Annotated in this window: 14 protein-coding genes and 1 pseudogene; 9 read left to right on the top strand and 6 right to left on the bottom strand. The window is 69.9% G+C overall.

The features are described 5' to 3' along the window. Positions 1 to 18: 18 nt before the first annotated feature. Positions 19 to 450, bottom strand: a pseudogene (mobB, locus tag HNV26_RS39470) (molybdopterin-guanine dinucleotide biosynthesis protein B); the annotation flags it as partial. Beyond that, positions 447 to 1,697, bottom strand: coding sequence for a molybdopterin molybdotransferase MoeA (locus HNV26_RS11545; protein ID WP_171445036.1), 1,251 nt, complete (start codon positions 1,695 to 1,697; stop codon positions 447 to 449). The gene HNV26_RS11545 and the pseudogene mobB, both read right to left, overlap by 4 nt. 126 nt (positions 1,698 to 1,823) lie before the next feature. Here HNV26_RS11545 and mobA point away from each other — a divergent pair, with 126 nt between their 5' ends. After that, a complete protein-coding gene (gene mobA, locus HNV26_RS11540; protein WP_171445035.1) occupies positions 1,824 to 2,444 on the top strand; it encodes a molybdenum cofactor guanylyltransferase in 621 nt (206 codons plus the stop codon). Positions 2,445 to 2,448: 4 nt separating this feature from the next. Here the strand turns inward: mobA and HNV26_RS11535 are convergent, their stop codons facing one another. Further along, complete coding sequence (locus HNV26_RS11535; protein ID WP_244171891.1) at positions 2,449 to 2,670, bottom strand: hypothetical protein; 222 nt, start codon at positions 2,668 to 2,670, stop codon at positions 2,449 to 2,451. A gap of 1,194 nt (positions 2,671 to 3,864) precedes the next feature. On the opposite strand from HNV26_RS11535, the gene HNV26_RS11530 reads away from it, so the two are divergent. From HNV26_RS11530 to HNV26_RS11520, 3 genes are all read left to right on the top strand, one after another. Beyond that, a complete protein-coding gene (locus tag HNV26_RS11530; RefSeq protein ID WP_171445034.1) occupies positions 3,865 to 4,182 on the top strand; it encodes a DUF3817 domain-containing protein in 318 nt (105 codons plus the stop codon). A gap of 115 nt (positions 4,183 to 4,297) precedes the next feature. Further along, positions 4,298 to 4,912 carry a DUF2378 family protein gene (locus tag HNV26_RS11525; protein ID WP_216612114.1) on the top strand — a complete coding sequence of 205 codons (615 nt, stop codon included), beginning with the start codon at positions 4,298 to 4,300 and terminating at the stop codon, positions 4,910 to 4,912. Between the two features lie 267 nt (positions 4,913 to 5,179). Continuing rightward, positions 5,180 to 5,737, top strand: coding sequence for a hypothetical protein (locus HNV26_RS11520; RefSeq protein WP_171445032.1), 558 nt, complete (start codon positions 5,180 to 5,182; stop codon positions 5,735 to 5,737). A 134-nt stretch (positions 5,738 to 5,871) separates the two neighbouring features. On the opposite strand, the gene HNV26_RS11515 is transcribed toward HNV26_RS11520, so the two are convergent. From HNV26_RS11515 to HNV26_RS38345, 3 genes are all read right to left on the bottom strand, one after another. Then, positions 5,872 to 7,665, bottom strand: coding sequence for a glycoside hydrolase family 15 protein (locus HNV26_RS11515; protein ID WP_171445031.1), 1,794 nt, complete (start codon positions 7,663 to 7,665; stop codon positions 5,872 to 5,874). 355 nt (positions 7,666 to 8,020) lie between these two features. Next, entirely contained in the window at positions 8,021 to 8,959 is a 939-nt protein-coding gene (locus HNV26_RS11510) for a proline dehydrogenase family protein (RefSeq protein ID WP_171445030.1), read from the bottom strand. Next, positions 8,956 to 9,498 carry a hypothetical protein gene (locus HNV26_RS38345; protein ID WP_253816478.1) on the bottom strand — a complete coding sequence of 181 codons (543 nt, stop codon included), beginning with the start codon at positions 9,496 to 9,498 and terminating at the stop codon, positions 8,956 to 8,958. The genes HNV26_RS11510 and HNV26_RS38345 overlap by 4 nt, the downstream gene beginning before the upstream one ends. A 121-nt stretch (positions 9,499 to 9,619) precedes the next feature. Here HNV26_RS38345 and HNV26_RS11500 point away from each other — a divergent pair, with 121 nt between their 5' ends. The 5 genes from HNV26_RS11500 to HNV26_RS11480 form a co-directional block, all read left to right on the top strand. Continuing rightward, positions 9,620 to 10,177 (top strand): hemerythrin domain-containing protein, encoded by a 558-nt coding sequence (locus HNV26_RS11500; protein ID WP_171445029.1) that lies wholly within the window; start codon positions 9,620 to 9,622, stop codon positions 10,175 to 10,177. Between the two features lie 199 nt (positions 10,178 to 10,376). Next, entirely contained in the window at positions 10,377 to 10,913 is a 537-nt protein-coding gene (locus tag HNV26_RS11495) for a cell wall protein (RefSeq protein ID WP_171445028.1), read from the top strand. Between the two features lie 129 nt (positions 10,914 to 11,042). Next, positions 11,043 to 11,918, top strand: a complete 876-nt coding sequence (locus HNV26_RS11490; protein ID WP_011557312.1) for a tryptophan 2,3-dioxygenase — start codon at positions 11,043 to 11,045, stop codon at positions 11,916 to 11,918. Between the two features lie 141 nt (positions 11,919 to 12,059). Continuing rightward, a complete protein-coding gene (locus HNV26_RS11485; RefSeq protein WP_171445027.1) occupies positions 12,060 to 13,181 on the top strand; it encodes a hypothetical protein in 1,122 nt (373 codons plus the stop codon). 164 nt (positions 13,182 to 13,345) lie between these two features. Continuing rightward, positions 13,346 to 15,236: GAF domain-containing protein (locus tag HNV26_RS11480; protein WP_253816484.1), on the top strand; the 1,891-nt coding region annotated here is incomplete at its 3' end.

Below are 15,236 nucleotides of genomic sequence, written 5' to 3'. Positions count from 1 at the left end.
CACGCGCAGGCCGGGTGGGAAGTCCGTGGGGAGCGCGGGCTCGGAGGAGAGCACCGCGAGGACCTCCGGGCGCGAGGGCGCCAGCGGCGGGCCCAGACCCTCCCGCCAGACCTCCAGCTTGGGGAGGGGGCCGTCCTTCCAGCCTTCGACGAGCACCAGGTCCACGGCGCCCGCGGAGCGCTCGAGCAACGAAGGAAGCGCGTCCGAGAGGGCGGTGGCCGTCGTGAGCTGGACGCCCGCGGGCGTGGCGAAGCCGGTGAGCACGGCGCCCGCGTCCTGGTAGCGGGCGGTGTCGCTGCCGGGACGGTGCAGCGGATGGGCGTCCGAGGAGTGCTTCACCACGGCCGCGCGCAGGCCTCGCGTGGCGAGCTCGGGAACGAGCCGGGTGAGCAGCGTCGTCTTGCCGGCGCCGGACCAGCCCACCACGCTGAGCGCGGGCACGCGGCTCATGCCAGTGCGCCCACGGGCGTGAAGGTGGGCCGGTCGAAGAGCTCGACGTCGACGAGGTCGTCTTCGACGAAGTCCGCGCGGCCGGGGGGGAGGAGGGCCCAGCCCTCGCCGTGGACGTTCTGGAGGATCTGCCCGGCGCCCTGGGGGCGGAGCACGGCGCGCGGCGCGAGGCCGTCCCGGGCTTCCAGGGTGGTGGTGATGAGGTAGGTGAGGCCCGCCTGCTTGTGGCGTGCTTCGGAGAGGTGGGCGCGGACGCGGCGGCGCGTCTCCAACACACCTTGGTGCTTGAGGAGGAGCGGGCGCGCGAACTGGTCGAACGCCACGGTGGCCGCGCCGGGATTGCCGGGCAGCACGACGACGGAGGTGTCACCGAGCCGGGCCACGGCCACGGGCTTGCCGGGCTTGAGCGCGACGCCGTCCACGAAGAAGCGCGCGCCGAGCGCGGCGAGCACGCGTTTCACCAGGTCCTTGTCGCCCACGGAGGCGCCTCCGGTGGTGATGAGGACATCCACCTGCGGGGCCAGTCGGGCGAGCGCATCGCGCAGGGCGCCCTCGTCATCGCGGGCGCGGGCGAGCTGGCGGACCTCCGCGCCGGCCTCTCGGGCGAGCGCGGCCACGAGGACGAGGTTGCTCTCGTACACCTGGTGGGGCAGGGCCGGAGTGCCAGGAGGGACGAGCTCATCGCCGGTGGCGAGCACGGCGATGCGCGGCGCGGGGCGCACCCAGACGTCCGTGGTGCCCATGGACGCGAGCACGCCGAGCACGGCGGCGCCCACCCGCAGGCCCGCGTTGAAGAGAGGGGTGCCGGTGAGGACTTCCTCTCCGGCGCGGCGGATGTCGTTGCCGGGCGGAACGGTGATGAAGACGTCCACGCAGGCGCCGTCGTCGGTGGCGCGAGTGGCCTCCTGGCGGACGACGGCGTCGGCGCCGAAGGGGAGGGGCGCGCCGGTGAAGACGCGCGCGGCTTCTCCGGGCCGGAGGGGCGTGGAGGGGAGGGTGCCGGCGAAGACCGTGCTGGTGACGCGCAGGCGCGCGGGCCGGTCGCGGGAGGCGCCCTGGGTCTCCTCGGCGCGCACGGCCCAGCCGTCCATGGCGGAGTTGTCACAGCCGGGCAGCGAGCGGGAAGCCGTGACGGGGGTGGCGAGGAACCGGCCCTGGGCATCGAGGAGCGGCACGCGCTCAGGCGCCGCCGGGGCGATGGCGTCGAGCGCGGCCTTCCGGGCGGAGTCGAGGGGCGTGAGGGGCATGGAAACGCCGCAGCCTATGTCGTGGAGCGCCCGCTGTGTCCACGAGGGCAAGGGCCACTTCGTCTGGGGGCGTGCGTGGGCGGACAGATAGAGTGGCCGCGGCAGGCGCGCGAACGGGGCACGAGCATGGAGCGGATCCGCACGGCGTTCCTGGAGGTGACGCTGGCCATCCTCGCGGGAGGGCAGGGCCGGCGCCTGTCGGGCGTGCCCAAAGGGCTGTTGGAAGTGGAGGGGCGCACGGTGCTGGAGCGGCTCCTGGCGCTGGCCCCGTGCTTCGAGGACGTCTTGCTGGTGGCGAACGTGCCCGGGCCCTACGCGCGCTTCGGGTTGCGCACGGTGGCGGACGTGGTGCCGGGCAAGGGCGCGCCTGGCGGTGTCCATGCGGCGCTGGTGGCCGCGCGCACACCCTGGGTGGTGGCGGTGGCGTGCGACATGCCGTTCATCACGACGGAGGTCCTGCGGGTGTTGCTGGGCGCGCGGGGCGACGGCGTGGACGCGGTGTGCTTCGAGGCGCGGGGCAGGCTGGAGCCGTTGCTCGCGGCGTACCGGTCGGCGTTGGCACCGGCGTGGGGGACGACACTGGCGACGGATCCATCCGTGCGGGAGCTGTTGTCCGGAGTGCGCACGCGGCTGTTGTCCGAGGCCGTGCTGCGCGCGGTGGATCCGTCACTCCGGTCCCTGGCGAACGTGAACACCCCCGAGGACCTGGCGCGCTACGGTGTGGCGCTGCCGTCGTGGCGGGGGTGAGGGTTCAAGGCATGTGGGGGTATCGCTCCACGCGTCCCTCTGGAGAGACGGCATACAGCTCGAACCAGTCGTATTCCAGCGTCACACCTGGGCCGAACTCCGGGCACTTGTCGACCCGACGGTTGACCCGGACGAAGTACCACCCGGACTGGTAGCCAACGACGAACTCCAGGGCGCGGGGTGAGAAGGCACACGACTTCGTGGAGGTCTTCGGAAAGCGCTTCATGACTTCTTGAAGCGCTGCGTGAGCGGCCAGGACCGCCGGACCATCCAACGTTCCAAGAGGCTCCAGCTCCGTTTCAGGCCAGGGGATGGCGGTCGGCTGGGTGGGCACAGTGCCTGCGTCGGCGCGCGATGGAGCCAGATGGGGACGGGGTGAAGTCGTCCCCACGTCCGCTCCTGCATCACCGGCGAGTCCGGGAAGGGCTCCCCCGTCCGCGAGCAATGAGACGAGTACGATGATGTGGTGGGGGTTCAGCATGTGGCACCTTGGGCCCTGCTATTGGCGTAGCGCTGGAGTGCAGTCAGGTGGGACTCCTTGGGGCCGGAACGTGCTGGGCCGCCCAGGTTGGCAGTTCGCATGAAACCGCCAGTGCTTTCCTCCCTCATCCCATTGGTAGACCTGCCCCTGCTGATTCCATTTGTAGAAGAGTGGCGCGTCGCGTTGCCCCGTGGCGAGCCAACCCCACGCTGGAATCAACTGGCCTCTCGAGTCACGAGCCAGCTTCCCCGAGGGCGTGGTTCCATATGCGACCATGATCCAAACACCCTCGCCGGATTTCGCAAGAGGCCACACCGAGAGGTCCTGACTACTGATTCCGGAGCCACAGGGATGGTTGTGCGCGTACCCAAAGATGGGGAGTTCTCGTCCGAAATCCGCATCATCGACCCCACCCCATGGTGGCTGGCAGGTCCCGGATGCGTTCGCCACGTTTCGAAGCGGCCAGGACACCCTCCAGTCCTCCGGCGTTCGGTAGAGGGCAACGCAATACTCTGCGGCATCCGGACGAGGGCGGCCCGTGCTTGCATCGCATGCGCCGGCGCTGCCAGGGAGCGCCATCAACGCAGTGAGGGTGGGGATGACCAGGTCGTCTGGAACGTTGGCCGAATCCGAGAACACCGCAGGCACCTGAGGCCAGGGCCCTGGCGCCACGGGAAACGCGTCCTCGCCTCCGAGCTTGGGCACCTCCTCATGCGTGTAGTGGCTGCGCCCGCTCGAACACGCGATGCCTAGCGCCATCAGGAGCAGGCAGCCCTCGCGGTAGCCGTGCTTCATGGTGCCTCCCCCAGCAATGCCCTTCGACGTCGAATCGCGCCAACGTACTACGCTCTGAGAGCAAGCAACCAGGCAGCCCCCCTGCGTCACCATGACTCATGGACCCCGGCGTCCGGGAGTGGGAAACAGGCGGGGGAGAACCTCATGCTGAAGACCCCTCTTGGACGTTTTCGTGCCGTGGCCCTCGCGGAGGGCCTGTCCGTCATCGCGCTCTTCTTCATCGCCATGCCCTTGAAGTACGCCGCGGGCATGCCGCAGGCCGTGAAGTTCACCGGCTGGGTCCACGGCCTGCTCTTCGTGCTCTACCTCTTCGCGCTCATGGAAGCGGCCATCACCTACCGCTGGTCCTTCGTGCGCGTGGTGGGCGGCGTCTTCGCGTCGCTGCTCCCCTTCGGCACCTTCGTCTTCGAAGCGCGCCTGCGCCGTGAAGCAGCCGAGCCGGCCGTCGGGCCCGCGCCCTGAGCCACGTCGCGCACGGGACGTGACAGGTGGGACGCTCCGCTCCGAGGCCGCCCGGAGTTCGCGCGGGCGGCCAAGCTGTGCCAGCATCCCGCGCGTTCTCCGACGGGAGGTCAGCATGGAGCGCGGCAAGTGGGACACGCCAGAGGATGTGGAGCGCGAGCTGAGCTCGCGGCTCGCGCTCGTGGAAGCGTCCGAGGGCATTCGCGGCATGCACTTCGCGGCCGTCCTCGACACCGTGCGCTTCCTCGGCGGAGAGCAGGCGGTGGCTCCCATCCAGCAGGGCGGTGACTACCCCGCCGACCTGGACACCACCGAGCTCTACCCCGTCCCGCCCTTCATGCGCGTGTTCTTCTCCGCGGCCCGGCTGCTGGCGCCGCAGCTCGGCGGTGTCGAGGAGGCCATGCGGCAGCTCGGCGTCCAGGGCACGCTGGCCTTCATCAACTCCATGTTCGGCGCCGAGGTCCGGCAGCAGGTGGGCGGCGAGCCCAAGCGCCTCGTGGAGATGCTCCCCGAGGCCTACCGCATGGCCATCAACTTCGGAGAGCTGCAGGTGGCGTGGACGGGCCCGCGCTCGGGCCGCATCCACATGCGCCGCATCTTCACCCCCGTGGCCTACAACGAGGGCATGCTCGAAGGCGCGCTGCTGGCCGTGGGCGCCCAGGACATCCAGGTGCGCGGCGGACAGACGTCCCTGCTGGACAGCGAGTACACGCTGTCCTGGGACTCGTGACCTGCTGAGTGTCGCGGATGCGGTAGGCCGCGGTGCGTGCCGCGGTTTCTTGCCTCGCGAGAATGGGCCACTGCCAGCGCTGGCTCGTACACATCTGCTGGACGAATCGTGGTGAGCCCGCTGTCACGCGGCTGAGCCACGCATGACATCGACGCGACTGTTCACAACCATGACGAAATAAATGATGTTCCTCCGCGCCCATTGGCTAGAAGTGGGCGCCGAGCGCCCGGACATGTGCACCGGGCCTACGCAACGGAGGGACGTCTCATGAAGGCAAACAACTGGAAGAACCTGGCCGCAGTGGCGGGCGTCATGGTGTCGGTGAGCGCTGGCGCTCAGGAGTCGTCGGGGAGCTTCGGTTCGGAGGGGCAGTTCGTCATCAGCACGGATGCCTCCGCGAGCCTGGGTTACTCCACGCAGGGCAGCGGCGTCGGCTACATCTTCCTGGAGCCCGGCGCGGACTACTTCCTCAAGAAGAACCTGTCCGTCGGTAGCGGCCTCCAGGTCCGCGCGCTCTTCGGCAGCGGTGACACGATTGCCGCCTTCGGCCTGAACGCGCGCGTCGGCTACAACATCCCGCTCTCCGACCGCATCTCCGTGTGGCCCAAGGGCCAAGTGTCGCTGTACATCGGCGACGACATCCTGCCCTTCGCCAACTCGGCGCTCCCCGCTGACGTCACCGTCATCCTGGAAGGCTACGCGCCCTTCCTCTTCCACGTGACGCCGCACTTCTTCGTGGGCGGTGGCCCGCGCCTGGCCTTCGGCCTGGGCAATGACGTGGAGGTGAACTTCAGCGTCGCCTCCACCATCGGCGGCTACTTCTAGTCTCCGCTCCGCCGCGTCCCTCGAGGACGTGGACATGCGTGTGGTGCTTCAGGGGCCTCGGACGAGGTGGGACGCTGCTCCCACCGCGTGCCGGGGCCCGCTTCATTTCCAGTCGATGTCCCGGGCCGCCGCCGTCAGAGGCGCCGCTGCTGACCGGGGCCGCCCTCGCGCGACAGGTTCAGCGCGGTGCCCACCAGCGCGAGGTGGCTGAAGGCCTGCGGGAAGTTGCCCACCATCTTGTGGGCCACCGGGTCGTATTCCTCGGACAGCAGGCCCACGTCGTTGCACAGGCCCAGCAGGCGCTCGAACAGAGCGCGCGCCTCGCCCTTGCGGCCCATCAGCGCCAGCGCGTCCGCCAGCCAGAAGCTGCACGCGAGGAAGACGCCTTCGCCCGGAGGGAGACCGTCCCGCGTCTCGTGCGTGTGGTAGCGGCGCACCAGCCCGTCCAGGCACAGCTCGCGGCGGATGGCCTCCACGGTGCCGCGTACGCGGACGTCGTCGGGTGGGAGGAATCCCACCATGGGAATCAACAGCAGGCTGGCGTCCAGGCACCGGCTGCCAAAGGCCTGGGTGAAGGTGTTGCGGCGCGCGTCGTAGCCCCGCGCGCAGATGTCCGCGTGCATCTGCGCCCGCAGCGCCTTCCAGTGCTCCACCTGCGCGCCGCGCATGCAGCGCAGGTCCGCCGTCTTCACCATCCGGTCCATGGCCACCCAGGCCATGACCTTGGAGTGGGTGAACTGTTGTCGCCCGCCGCGCACCTCCCAGATGCCCTCGTCGGGCTGGTCCCAGTGGCGCTCCACGAAGCGCAGCAGGTGCACGCTCACGTCCCAGGCCTCGGCGTCCGAACGGACGCCGTGACGGAGCGCGTGGTAGAGGCAGTCGGCAATCTCGCCGAAGACGTCCAACTGGAACTGGCCCACGGCGGCGTTTCCGATGCGCACCGGGCGCGAGCCCGCGAAGCCCGGCAGCCACGGCAGCTCCAGCTCGGTGACGCGGCGCTCTCCGGCCACGCCGTAGAGGATTTGGAGCTCGTCGGGCTCTCCAGCCACCGCGCGCAGCAGCCAGTCCCGCCAGGCCTGGGCTTCCTGGGTGTAGCCGGCGTCCAGCAGGGTCAGCAGCGTCATCGTGGCATCCCGCAACCAGCAGAAGCGGTAGTCCCAGTTGCGCACGCCGCCCAGCCGCTCCGGCAGGGACGTGGTGGGCGCGGCGACCACGCCGCCGGTGGGGGAGTAGGTGAGCGCCTTGAGGGTGATGAGCGAGCGCGTCACCTGCGCGCGCCAGGGGCTCTCATGGATGCAGCAGCGCGCCCAGGCGCGCCACCACCGCTCCGTGTCCGCGCGCGTGAGGAAGGGGTCCGGCGGCTGCCGGGGCGGAGGCAGGTGCGAAGGATGCCAGGACAGGACGAAGGCCATGCGTTGCCCTTCCGGCACGGCGAAGTCCGCGAGCACATGGCTGTGCTCCAAGCGCAACGGCAGCTCCGTGGACAGATAGAGCGCGTCCGGGCCGGCCTTGGTGCTGACGCCTCCCGGAATCAGGCGGGCCCAGGGGGTGCGGTCGCCGTAGCCGAAGCAGGGGGCGAACTCCAGGTGGAGCGGCACCCGTCCGGTGCGGGCCTCCACGATGCGAATCAACTGCGGCGTGTCCTCGCGCAGCGGCATGAAGTCGCACAGGCGCACGGTGCCTGCGTCGGTGTGGAACTCCGTCTCCAGGACCAGCGTGTCGCGCACGTAGCGGCGGCGGACGCGCCGCACGGGCACGGTGGGGGCGATGCGCCAGAAGCCATGCCGCTGCTCACCCAGCAGCGCCGCGAAGCACGCGTCCGAGTCGAAGCGCGGCCAGCACAGCCAGTCGATGGTGCCGTCATTCGCCACCAGCGCGGCGCTGTGCGTGTCTCCAATGAGGGCATGGGCTTCGATGGGCAGCGCCATGCGGCAAAGCTAGGGACGCCTCCCGCGGCGTGTCCCTCCAGGCGCACCCGGAGCGGCCGGCCGTCCAGCGGGCCCCGCGGGTGGCGGGGGAGGGGGCGGCCGCCCGCTCGCGACGCATCGACGCCGTGCGACGAGACATGGGGCATGAACAGGGAATGCCGCGGCGCGCGAACCGCCCCCGGTATGGGGTTGCCCGGACATGGCTGTCCATGCGGGCCGGCCATTCTCGGTTGGCGTTGGTCCTCCGCGCGGGGGCCCGAGGGGGTGCGCGGTCTGGTGTTTCATCCGCATGTTTCACCCCCATGCGGGCCTCGCGGCGTCCCCGCATGCCAGGAGGGGAGGCGCGGACTGCTTCCTACCCACGTGGCAGGTTGCGCAGAAGGAAGGCCAGATTGGCGGGGCGCTCGGCCAGCCGGCGCATGAAGTACGGGTACCAGTGCCGTCCGTACGGCGCGTAGATGCGCACCGGGTGACCCTCCCTCACGAGTCGCCCCTGCAAGTCCCGGCGGATGCCGTACAGCATCTGGAACTCGAAGGCGCCGCGCGGCAGTCCGCGCTTCGCCGCGTGGTCCAGTGTCGCTTCAATCATCCGCTCATCGTGCGTGGCGATGCCGTGATACATGCCGCTGTCCAGCAGCACCCGCATGGTGCGAACGAAGCTGGCATCCACGTCCCGCTTGTCTGGGAAGGCCACGTGGGGCTTCTCCAGATAGGCACCCTTGCATAGACGGATGCGGATGCGCTGTGCGCACAGCGCCTTCGCGTCCTGCTCCGTGCGCCGCAAGGCGCTTTGCAACACGGCGCCGACATGGGGCTCGCCGAACTCCGCGCGCAGCTGCCGCACGATGTCCAGCGTCACCTGCGTCACCGAGCTGTCCTCCATGTCGATGCGCACGAAGGAGTCGCGGGCCGCGGCCTCGGCCACCACCGTGCGCGCGTTCTCCAGGGCCAGGGCTTCATCGAACAGCAGCCCGCACTGGGTGAGCTTCAGCGACACGTTGGCCCGCACGCCCACCGCGTCGATGCGGGCCAGCAGCCGCTGGTACTGGCGCACCTCCTCCCGCGCCTCCTCGGGTGTCTGGACGGCCTCGTTGAGGTGGTCGAACGACGCCATGAGCCCGCGCGCTGACAGCGCCTTCACGGCGTCCACGGCCTCCTCCAGCGTCTCTCCGGCGATGAAGCGCGAGGCCAGCCGCCGGAAGGGGCGCAGGCGCATGGCGGCGCTCTCCAGTCCAGGGCGGCGGGCCAGGAACAGCAGGGCGGAGCGGGGCAGGTGGGTGGCGTCGGTGGTCATGGTGTGGGTGGGGGCTCAGTCCAGGTGCTGCCGGAGGAGGCCCCGGCCAGCGTGTTGAAGGCATCGCGTTGGCTCATGTAGGGCAGGCGGCTGGCGCCCCGGATGGGCGCCAGCCGGGCTCCGGGGATGTGCCGCGCCACGTCGTGGGCGGCGCGGGGCGACACCAGCAGGTCCCGGCCGCCCTGGATGACGAGCGTGGGCACCTGGAGCTCATGGCGCCGGGGCATCTGGTCCGTGGCCAGGATGTCCCGCATCCAGCGCAGCAACCATGGCAACACCATGCGGATCAACGGGATGCGGAAGAACCCCCGTTCCGTCAGGCCCCAATGATGGCGGCCGGTGCCCCGGTGGATCAGATGAAAGAAGGCAGGCGTCTCATAACCCCAGACGCCGTGGCTCCCCACCAGCGGCACCGGGCCTTTCAATGGCAGGTGCTCGCGGCCCAGCAGCCGCGCCCGGTGGTACAGGGCCGACAGCGCCGTGCCCTGCTCGGCGAGGCGGAACGCGGCCCGGCGCAGGCTGGCGAGCGGGGCATCCATGATGGAAAAACATGGGGATGCGTGGCGTCCCCAGCAGGCGGCGCCCGCCTCCCGGCCGCCGGGCAGCCGGGCGCCTCGGAGGCGGCGGCTGCGACAGTGGGGGGTCGTAGGAGTTTGAGTAATGCCAGCTCGCAGGCATGCTCAGGTTGTCTGCTTCCAGGTGCATGCCGAACGTTCCGGCATGGGCAGCCCGTTCGACATCCTCATCGACCAGCATCGGGAACTGGAAGAGCGTCTCGAGCGTCTGGCATCGGGTGGGGAACCCGATGAGCTGGGGGGATTGACGGCGGAGCTGCTGGCATTGCTGAGGCTTCACTCACGACTGGAGGAGCGTTGCCTCTACCCGGTGATGGCAGGGGTGGAGGACCGCGAGTCTTGTCGTGAGCAGACGGAAGACCATCTCACGATGCGTGAGCTGATGGCTGAGCTGGAAGAGCTGCCCTCGGGCCATTCCGAGTGGCAGGCGCGTCTGTTGACACTGGAAGATCTGGCGGTGGCTCATTTCCAAGAAGAGGAGAATGCACGACTGCCCCAGCTCATGACTGCCCTGGATTCCCTGTCGTTGGACGGCCTGCGTCGTGATTTATCGGCCACTTGGGACGAGCTGCTGTCACGCCCCCAGGTGTCCCAGGTGGCGGGGGAGGTCCCCCTGCTGGAGTCCCTGCACTGGGACGGCTAGGCCACTGTTGCCGCCGGGAAACAGGTGAGACCTGCGACAACGGGGCGAATGGTCCGTTGCTCAGTCACAACTTTTATCTCTTCCTTTAGACAAAACCATTTTTGGAAGGTAAGGGTATGGGCAGCATCACAAGCATCGAGCATCAGCCCCCCCTTAGTACTGCATTACTCTTGTCGTTCCCCAGGTGAGGATTCAACGAATGTCCGTGGATAAAGCGTTTCGCGACATGATCCGCAATGAAATCGAGGTCCAGCTCAAGCCGCTGCGTGACGTGGTCGCGCGGCTGGAGGAGGGCACGGCGGACTTGGACGCGCTCCGCAACGTGGCCGAGCGCCTGGCCCCGCTGGCCGAGGTCGTCGGGCCCCTGTTCGGCGCCCAGATTCCCGCGGCCGCCAAGGCCGGCCGTCGTGGCCCGGGTCGCCCTCCCGCGGCGCGCGGCTCCGTGACGGCGGCTCCCGCGGCCGTGGGTGGCAAGCGTCGTGGCCGCAAGCCGGCGGCGGCGGGTCCTGACGGCTCGCGCGCGTGCGCCATCATCGGCTGCGGCAAGCCCAGCCGCACCAAGGGCTACTGCGCGGCCCACTACCAGAAGCTCCGCATGCTGGAGAAGACCAACCGCCGCCCGAGCGACTGGAAGGACTACGCCGACCCGGACAGCGTGGATGACATCAAGCTGCCGCGTGGACGCGCCGCGTCCAAGGCGTTGGCGGCTGCCGCTCAGGCTGGGCACGCAGGCTAGCCAGCGGCACGCTGCCCCGGCCCGGGCAGAGAGTGACCGCGCCCCCGTCCTTCCGCTCTGTTGCCGGGAGAGGAATCGGGGTCCGCCCATGCGGGAGAGACTTGCCCGTGGGGGCTTGCACGAGCATGAATGCCCGGGCCCATGAACAAACGCGATTTGGAGCCTGGAATCATCACCGACCTGGCCGGAAGGACCACGTACGGTGATTATCTGCAGCTCGACCGGCTCTTGTCGGCGCAGGTGACGCGCTCTCAGCCGCCTCACCACGACGAGCTGTTGTTCATCATCCAGCATCAGACGAGCGAGCTGTGGATGAAGCTGCTCATCCACGAGCTGGGCGCCTGCATCCGTTACGTGCAGGCAGACCGGCTGGAGCCGTCGTTCAAGATTTTCGCGCGCGTGGCGCACATCCAACGGATGCTCTTCGAACAGTGGAGCGTGCTGGAGACGCTCACGCCGAACGAGTACCTGGAGTTCCGCGACACGCTGGGCAGCTCCTCTGGCTTCCAGAGCTTCCAGTACCGTGCGGTGGAGTTCCTGCTGGGCAACAAGGACGCGCAGGCGTTGATGCCCTTCCGCCACGTCCCCGCCATCCACGGCGAGTTGGAGCGGCTGTTCGAATCCCCCAGCCTGTATGACGAGTTCCTGCGCCACCTGTCGCGCATGGGGCATCCGGTGCCGCAGAGCCACGTGCAGCGTGACTGGCGCAAGCCCTACGAGAAGAGCCCGGAGGTGGTGGAGGTGTTCCGGCGCATCTACCAGGACGCCGAGGCGCACTGGGACGCATATGAGATGTGCGAGAAGCTGGTGGACACCGAGGAGCGTTTCCAGCTCTGGCGCTACCGCCACATGATGACGGTGATGCGCATCATCGGCTTCAAGCAGGGCACGGGCGGCTCCTCGGGCGTGGGCTTCCTGCGCAAGGCGTTGGACCTGCGCTTCTTCCCGGAGCTGTGGGACGTGCGCACGGAGCTGACGCCGCCTCCTCCGCGTCACCGGCCCTGAACGTTCGCTCGGTTGAAGACAGTCCAGCGCCTCGCGGGGCCGTCCAGTCCGGTACGGCGCCGCGGAGGGAATGACGACTGTCTGGCATGCCAGGGGGGCCGGCCACGGATTGTCATGGGCGCGGGTTAGGCTTCACGCACCATGGACGCTGCCGAACCGCTGCTCTTCGACAAGGCGTACGTCCTCTGCTACCGCACCTTCGACATCGCGGAGGAGCTGGACCTGGAGCGCGCGCGCCGGGTGCTCACGGAGGACTCGCGCCGGCTCAAGCTGTCACGGGAGAACAGTCAGTACATCCAGCTGCCCAACCCGCCGCTGGCCTATGAGCTGGGCCGCCGGCCCCTGGCGCTGCGGGACGGCCCCGTCACGGTGGATGTCACCGCGCGCCTGTTCGACCATGGCGCCGTGTCCATCATCCTCCAGGTGCCGGTCGTTCCGGGCACCTCGTTGAAGGCGCTCACGCGCATGGCGGACGAGCTCTATGACAGCCAGGCGTTGGAGGACCTGGCGTTGGAGTTGGTGGAAGGTGTGCGCCGCACCATCGCCCCCGCCGCGCAGGCGCCGCACCTGTGGGAGCAGAACGAGAGCTACACCGTCATCTTCGCCGAGCACATCCGTGGCAATCCCACCGCGGATGAGCTGGTGGCGCGCGCGGACCTGGCCCGGCTGCTCCTGGGCGAAAGCGGCACGGTGCCGCTGTCTCCGCGTGAGAGCGAATCCGTGCTCCAGTCGCGCTTCAGCTACACCATCCAGGACCTGGTCGTCATCGACTGGAACAGCGCCTTCGTCTACGAGCCGTCCGGCTCGCGAGACATCCCCGACCTGCTGGAAATCGCCAACGCGCAGTTGTTGGAGTTCCGCTACTACGACGAGCGGTTGGACGCGCACATCACCCGCATCCACGAGAAGGTGCAGGCCGCGCGGCATGGGTGGGCCACGTTGTTCCGCAGCCCCTACCGCAGCCTGGCCCGGCAGACGCTCTCCACGCTGGTGGACCTCAACGAGTTCATCGAGCGCGTGGAGAACAGCCTCAAAATCATCGGCGACTTCTACCTGGCCAAGGTCTACGAGAGCGCCGTGCGCCGCATGCGCATCCCGCCGTGGCAGGCCGCCGTCACCCGCAAGCAGCAGTTGTTGGCCCAGACGTATGGCCTGCTCAAGGGCGACGTGGACATCGACCGCTCCCACACGTTGGAGGCCGTCATCGTCCTGCTCATCGTGCTGGAAATCTTCTTCGCCTTCTTCCGCGTCTTCGAGCACTGAGGCACCCGAGGGGAACCCCGTACTTCAGGGCAACGCGCTGTGCGGTTTCCACGCTTCGTCTGGCATGGGAGGATGAGGCTTCGAGGCAGGGAGCCATGCGTCCGTGCCGGGGGGAGTGGGGCATGAATGTGCCCGGAAGAAACGTGGGAGCCTCGGTGGACCGTATGTCGCGGGCCCTGGAGCGGTTGTCCGCAGCACCGCCGGTGGTGGCGGTGCTGGAGGAATTGCTTTGCCAGGCGTCCGCCACGCTGGGGGCTTCAGGTGCCTTCCTGTGCTGGTGGGGCGGGACGGGCGACTTGAGCACGCTCACCACGCATGGCGTGGACGCGGAGGCGGCCGCCATCTGGGCTCAGCAGTTGCTGGCCCAGGCGCCCGCGCCGGGTGAGCCGCGCCTGCCCCGGGTGGTGGAGGACGTGTCGCGAGACGCGCTGCTGGCCTCCGAGCCGGACGCCCTGCGCCGCCTGGGGGCCACGGCCTTGCTGTCCCAGCCGCTCTTCTTCGCCTCCGGCCTGGGCGCCGCCGGTGTGCTGGGCGTGCTCTTCCGCGAGCCGTGGCGGCCACGGGAGGAGGACGTGCGGCGCTTCGGCCTCTCGGTGAAGCTGGCGGCGCTGGCGCTGGAGCGCGAGCGCATGGCGGAGACGCTGCGCCAGTCCGTGCTGTCCGCGCGAGCGGAGGTGGAGGAGTCGGAGGTGCTGCGGCTGCGTCGCTTCCAGGCGGTGACGGAGGCCTTGGGCGGCGCGCTGTCCTCGGACGAGGTGGCGCGCGTGGTGCTGGAGCAGGGGCTTCCCGCGGTGGGCGCGGGCGTGGGCCTGGTGTACCTGGGGGAGCCGGACGGGACGCTGGCGTTGAAGGCCGCGCTGGGGGTGTCCAACGCGCAGCGGGAGGCGCTCCGGGTGCCGCCCTGGCGAAGCGGTGGTGTGCCGGGGCTCGGCGCGGGTGGACCGGTGCGGCTGGAGACGCCCGCGGCGGCGCGGGACGGGGTGCCCGTGCAGGGAGCGCCGGTGTGGCTGGAGACGCCCGCCGCGGCGCGGGACGTGGTGCCCGTGCTGGGGGCACTGCGCGCGTTGGTGTTGCTGCCCTTGCAGGTGGAAGGGCATGCCTTTGGCACGTTGTGCCTCGGTTTCTCGGAGTCGCGGCGCTTCTCGGTGCTGGAGCGGGCCTCCATCACCGGCCTGGGGCATGCGTGTGGCCAGGCGCTGGAGCGCGCGCGGCTGTACGCACGGGAGCGCACCGCGCGGCTTCAGGCGGAGGCGGCGGGACAGCGCCTGCGGCTCCTGGCGGACGCGAGCGCGCTCGTGTCGGCGTCGCTGGACTGGGAGGAGACGGTGGCGGGCGTGGCGCGGCTGGCGTTGGGGCACTTCGCGGATGGCTGCGCGGTGGATTCGTACGAGGACGGCGTGGTGCGGCGGCTGGCCGTGCTCTATGAGAATCCGCAATCGGCCCCGCGCGGGTTGGAGCTCCTGCGCTTCGCTCCGCAGGAAGGCAGCCCCACGCTGCTGGCGGAGGTGCTCGCCTCGGGGCGCCCGTGGATGATGGCGCGCCCCACCGCGGAGCCCGGGGACACCAGCACGGCGGCGGCGCGGCTGTACGCGGCCGCGCGCGAGCTGGGCGTGGGCTCGCTCATCCTGACGCCGCTGGTGGCGCGGCAGCGCACCCTGGGGGTGCTCACCTTCATGCGGAGCGAGACGTCCGCGCCCTTCGACATCCCGGACCTGTCCCTGGCCGAGGAGCTGGCGGGGCGCGCGGCGCTGGCCATCGACAACGCGGACCTGTTCCGCAAGGCGCGCGCGGCGGAGGAGGAGAGCCGGCGCGGGGCGGCGCGGCTCCACGTCCTGGTGCAGGTCAGCCACCTCATCGCGGAGGCGGGGTTGGACCTGCCCATGGTGCTGGAGGTGCTGGTGCGCAAGGTGTCGGAGGCGCTCGGAGACGCGTGCGTGCTCCAACTGCTCTCCGAGGACACGACGCGCCTGGAGCTGGTGACGGTGCACCACCCCAACGCGGAGGCCCGCGCGGTGCTGGACGCGTCCATGCGGCGCTGCCCGGGGCGGGTGGGGG

Origin of the sequence: Myxococcus xanthus (assembly GCF_013116825.1) — a bacterium.
Lineage (GTDB): Bacteria > Myxococcota > Myxococcia > Myxococcales > Myxococcaceae > Myxococcus > Myxococcus xanthus_B.
The sequence above is the reverse complement of the archived record's forward strand: the minus strand, read 5'-3'. Positions and strand labels throughout refer to the sequence as shown.